Source organism: Methylobacterium longum, from assembly GCF_022179385.1.
Classification (GTDB): domain Bacteria; phylum Pseudomonadota; class Alphaproteobacteria; order Rhizobiales; family Beijerinckiaceae; genus Methylobacterium; species Methylobacterium longum.
Genome location: NZ_BPQS01000107.1, coordinates 1 through 3,605, shown reverse-complemented (window position 1 = coordinate 3,605; position 3,605 = coordinate 1). Strand labels below are relative to the sequence as shown.

General features: G+C 66.7%; 5 protein-coding genes and 2 pseudogenes. 4 read left to right on the top strand and 3 right to left on the bottom strand.

What is annotated here, in order from left to right; all coding sequences use genetic code 11:
- Positions 1–220 (top strand): ABC transporter permease (locus MFF58_RS31375; RefSeq protein WP_373323423.1); only part of this gene is annotated, 220 nt, incomplete at its 5' end.
- A gap of 166 nt (positions 221–386) precedes the next feature.
- Here MFF58_RS31375 and MFF58_RS31370 read toward each other — a convergent pair.
- A pseudogene (locus tag MFF58_RS31370) lies at positions 387–524 on the bottom strand (IS5/IS1182 family transposase); the annotation flags it as partial.
- A 33-nt stretch (positions 525–557) separates the two neighbouring features.
- Between MFF58_RS31370 and MFF58_RS31365 the strand changes: the two are divergent.
- A pseudogene (locus MFF58_RS31365) lies at positions 558–863 on the top strand (carbonic anhydrase); the annotation flags it as partial.
- A gap of 237 nt (positions 864–1,100) precedes the next feature.
- Here MFF58_RS31365 and MFF58_RS31360 read toward each other — a convergent pair.
- Both MFF58_RS31360 and MFF58_RS31355 read right to left on the bottom strand, forming a co-directional pair.
- Positions 1,101–1,373, bottom strand: coding sequence for a ribbon-helix-helix domain-containing protein (locus MFF58_RS31360; RefSeq protein WP_238294204.1), 273 nt, complete (start codon positions 1,371–1,373; stop codon positions 1,101–1,103).
- Positions 1,374–1,378: 5 nt separating this feature from the next.
- A complete protein-coding gene (locus tag MFF58_RS31355; protein WP_238294202.1) occupies positions 1,379–2,014 on the bottom strand; it encodes an AAA family ATPase in 636 nt (211 codons plus the stop codon).
- Positions 2,015–2,373: 359 nt separating this feature from the next.
- Here MFF58_RS31355 and MFF58_RS31350 point away from each other — a divergent pair, with 359 nt between their 5' ends.
- Complete coding sequence (locus MFF58_RS31350; protein WP_238294200.1) at positions 2,374–2,868, top strand: hypothetical protein; 495 nt, start codon at positions 2,374–2,376, stop codon at positions 2,866–2,868.
- Positions 2,865–3,545 carry a site-specific integrase gene (locus MFF58_RS31345; protein WP_238294197.1) on the top strand — a complete coding sequence of 227 codons (681 nt, stop codon included), beginning with the start codon at positions 2,865–2,867 and terminating at the stop codon, positions 3,543–3,545. The genes MFF58_RS31350 and MFF58_RS31345 overlap by 4 nt, the downstream gene beginning before the upstream one ends.
- Positions 3,546–3,605 lie beyond the last annotated feature (60 nt).

Genomic DNA, 3,605 nt, shown 5'->3' with positions numbered 1-3,605 from the left:
GGCCCTCGTGCTGTGCCTGCTCGGGGGGCTGGCTGGCGTCGTCGTCGGGACCGGCATCTCGCTGACGGTCGCCCGGTCGGCGGGCTGGGCCACGATCATCGACGCGCAGGCGATCCTGCTGTCGGTCGGGTTCTCGGCGCTGGTCGGCTTGTTCTTCGGATACTACCCGGCCCACAGGGCCTCGCGGCTCGACCCGGTCGAAGCGCTCAAAATGGAATGAGGGTTTCTAATAGGCGCCTCGACGTCCTGCGGAGTGGTTCAGGCTCGCAGAACGCGCAGGCAGGCCGTGGTCAAGCTAAAACAGCTTGCCGGTCGGTAGCCAGAACGCGTGCTGTGCCTAGTGGTCGAAATCTAATACTTGAGTCCGCTCGTTGACACACTAAGAGCTAAGGACAAAACCGTTTGGCCTGAGTCCGGCAGATGAGGGCGCAAGCAAGCGTCGTGAAGGCGAGGTGGAGGTCGGCGCGCCGTTCGTAGCGGATAGCGAGGCGACGGAAGCGAGCCAGCCACGCCAGGGTGCGACGCGCTCGCAGAACGGCTCGCCGATGAGGCCTTCGCTCGTGCTCGGCCATCAATCCTGCGGCGCCGTCGCGGCCGCCGTCGAGGTCGTGCAGAAGAACGCGACGTTCCCGGGCGTCATCGGCGAGATGGTGCAGCCGATCGTGCCGGCCGTGCTGGAGGCCAGGAGCCAGGGCGGCGACCTCCTCGAGGCCTCGGTGCGGAGCAACGCCCGCCGCGTCGCCAAGCGGCTGACGACGCAGAGCCTCGTGATCAAGGAGGCGCTGGGCGCCGGGGCGGTCAAGGTCGTGGGCGCGCGCTACGGCCTCTCCGATGGCCATGTCGAGTGGATGGAAGACATCTGAACCGCCCCGCTTGTCGTCGTTAGCAGGCTGATGGTGCCTCCGGCCGCAGCTGACGGGATGGGTCATCGCGCCCGTCCTGGCTGAGCGAAGGAGAAGCCGGGGCCAGCCGACGGGCTGCACCCCGGCCTCGCGCACTCCGACCGCTCCACGTCAGGTATAAAGGCGTCTTGATAGCGAGAGGTCACAACGTCAACGTGTCTTGATATTTTGCATTCAGGACGTCTAGATTTTGAGGTGTCAAGGCGCCTTGAAGCCGTGACGTCGCAGCACGTCGCGGATCGCATCCTCGGCGAGCGACTGGGCGGTTGTGTCCTGATCCAGAGCGATCTGGCGTAGGGCCTTCCTCTCGGCCGGCGTCATGCGAACGATGATCTGCACCCGAGCGTCCGCGGCCTTGGTTTTCGCTGTCTGCTGCGGCGCCTCAGACTCGGCTGGCTTCTCTGGTTCGGGAGCGACCTTCCGGGCGAGGCGGTCCGATAGGCTGGTGAGCGGCTGACGTTCGGCGGCCATGTCCCCTACTCCTTCATCATGCCCTGGACCTCGGCCCAGAGCGCCAGCATTTCCTCGGCGGCCCGGCCATTCGGCTCGAACTCGTTGACCGTCTGCCCGCCGATGACGGCGTGAGACATCGCGACCCGTTGCGAGACGACGGCGCGGGCCACGGTGGCGCCCATGCGGGTCAGGGTCTCGCGCGCCTCCGACACGATCGCAGGCTCGGCCGCGCCAGTGCGAGGCGGCGCGTGGTTGATGATCGCCAGCGGCGTCTTGCCGACGCGTTGGGCGAGGTCGAGCGTCGTTGCGACGGCGGCGAGGTCGAACGGCCCTGGGCGGGTCGGGACCAGCACCAGATCAGCAATCCGCATGGCATCGGCGATCGAGGTCTCGGCATGGGGCGGGGTGTCGACAATGCAGAAGGCCACGCCCTCGGCCTTGGCGGCAGGGAGGATCTTCGGCAACTCGCGCGCCTCGCACTCGACCAGGGCCGGCGTGTCGCCCTGGCGCAGATCCCACCACCACTTGAGCGACCGCTGCGGGTCGGTGTCGAACAGCAGCACCGGCTTGCCCGGCCCGGCAGCGATGACGCTGAGGTGCGTTGCGAGCGTTGTCTTTCCGACTCCGCCTTTCCGCGCCGCTATCGTGATGGTCTGCATGCGAAGCGTCCTGCCGTCTCGCGGGCGAGCATGGGAGCCGTCTGATTAACAGGCCGTCAAGCTTGGCCGCCAGCAAGAGGTCCAGCGGTCGTGCTGCCTCATTAGCGGGACATCGAGCCAGCCTGACGGCGCAGACGCACAGCGTCTTTCCGTCTCGACGGCTTGCTATCACCATATCATCGTCATAACTTTTGATAAGAGTGTTTCTCACAAGTTTGAACGCAGGCTGCCAACCGCCTGGATGCGGTGGCGCCCCGCCACCTTTCGAGAGGCCGGGAGGCTTAAACGTTTCCATCGTGCACGTTGGTTGCGACGGAAACACTTGGAGGAGGGAGGCGGTGGGTCGAGGGCCGGGCAGGGTGGAGCGAGCGATCGAGGCGGCGTTCACAGCGTCGCCCGATGCCACGTTCTCTGTCGCCGAGCTTGGGCCGATCGCCTATCCCGGCCTTACCCAGGTGGAGAGGCGCCACCGCGTCGCGATCCTGAGGGCGGCGGACAAGATCGCCCCCCGGCTCTGGTGGGCAAAGCTCACCAGCGCTCTGCCGGGTGGGCAGATCATCTACTGTAACACCCTCAACGTTCGCTCTTATGCGATCGGTCGGTTGCGAGCCGACCCCCTCATCAACACCATGACGATCGCGCAGATCAAGGCTCTTATCGAGGAGCCTGCTCCGGATGACCCATGGCGCGGTCGCTCGAAGTGGCACCTCGTCAGACCCGGTGGCGTGTGGTGGCAGCACGTCGAGATCGCGAGGGCGCGGAAGGCCGGTAACACGGCCGAGGCTGAGCGCCTTCATGCCGATCTGCTCGCGGATGTCGCACGACGCTCTGCATCGCTCCGGGGCAAGCTATGACCGCGCTCGAAACTCTGCCGGTCGAAGCCTTCCACAATGTGGAAACGCTCCCGGCCGAGGCCGCAGCGCTCATTCGCGCCTATCAGCAGGCCAGCAAGGCGGACTCTACTGTCCGAGCCTACCGCTCCGACGTGCAGGTCTTCCAGGCGTGGTGCGCCCGGTACGGGTTCCAGTCCCTGCCGGCGACGCCTGAAGCTGTCTCGGGCTTTCTCGTGGCCGAGGCCGAGGCCGGACGGTCTGCCTCCACCATCGGCCGGCGGCTGGCCGCGATCTCCTACGGACACAAGCTGGCGAAGACCGCGGATCCGACAGACGACGAGGACGTGCGCGCCACCATGAAGGGGATCCGGCGTCGGATCGGCACGGCTCCCACGCAGAAGGCGGCGGCCACGGTCGACGTGCTGCAGATGCTGCTGGCGAGGACGCCCGACACCCTGACCGGCAAGCGCGACCGGGCGCTGCTGGCGCTCGGGTTTGCGGGGGCGTTCCGTCGATCCGAACTGGTGGCGCTCGACGTCGAAGACCTGCGCGAGGATCCCGAGGGCCTGCGGGTCACGGTTCGCCGGTCCAAGGTCGACCAGGAGGGCAGGGGGTTTGAGAAGGCGATCCCGCATGGTCGGTTCATCCGTAAGCGCTGTCCTCAGGCCACGGCTTTGAGGGCCGGCGTTGGCTGGTAAGCCCATGGCAGCAGATCATCGAGGTGCCGCTGCCGATGGCCCTCGACGATGCGGGTGATG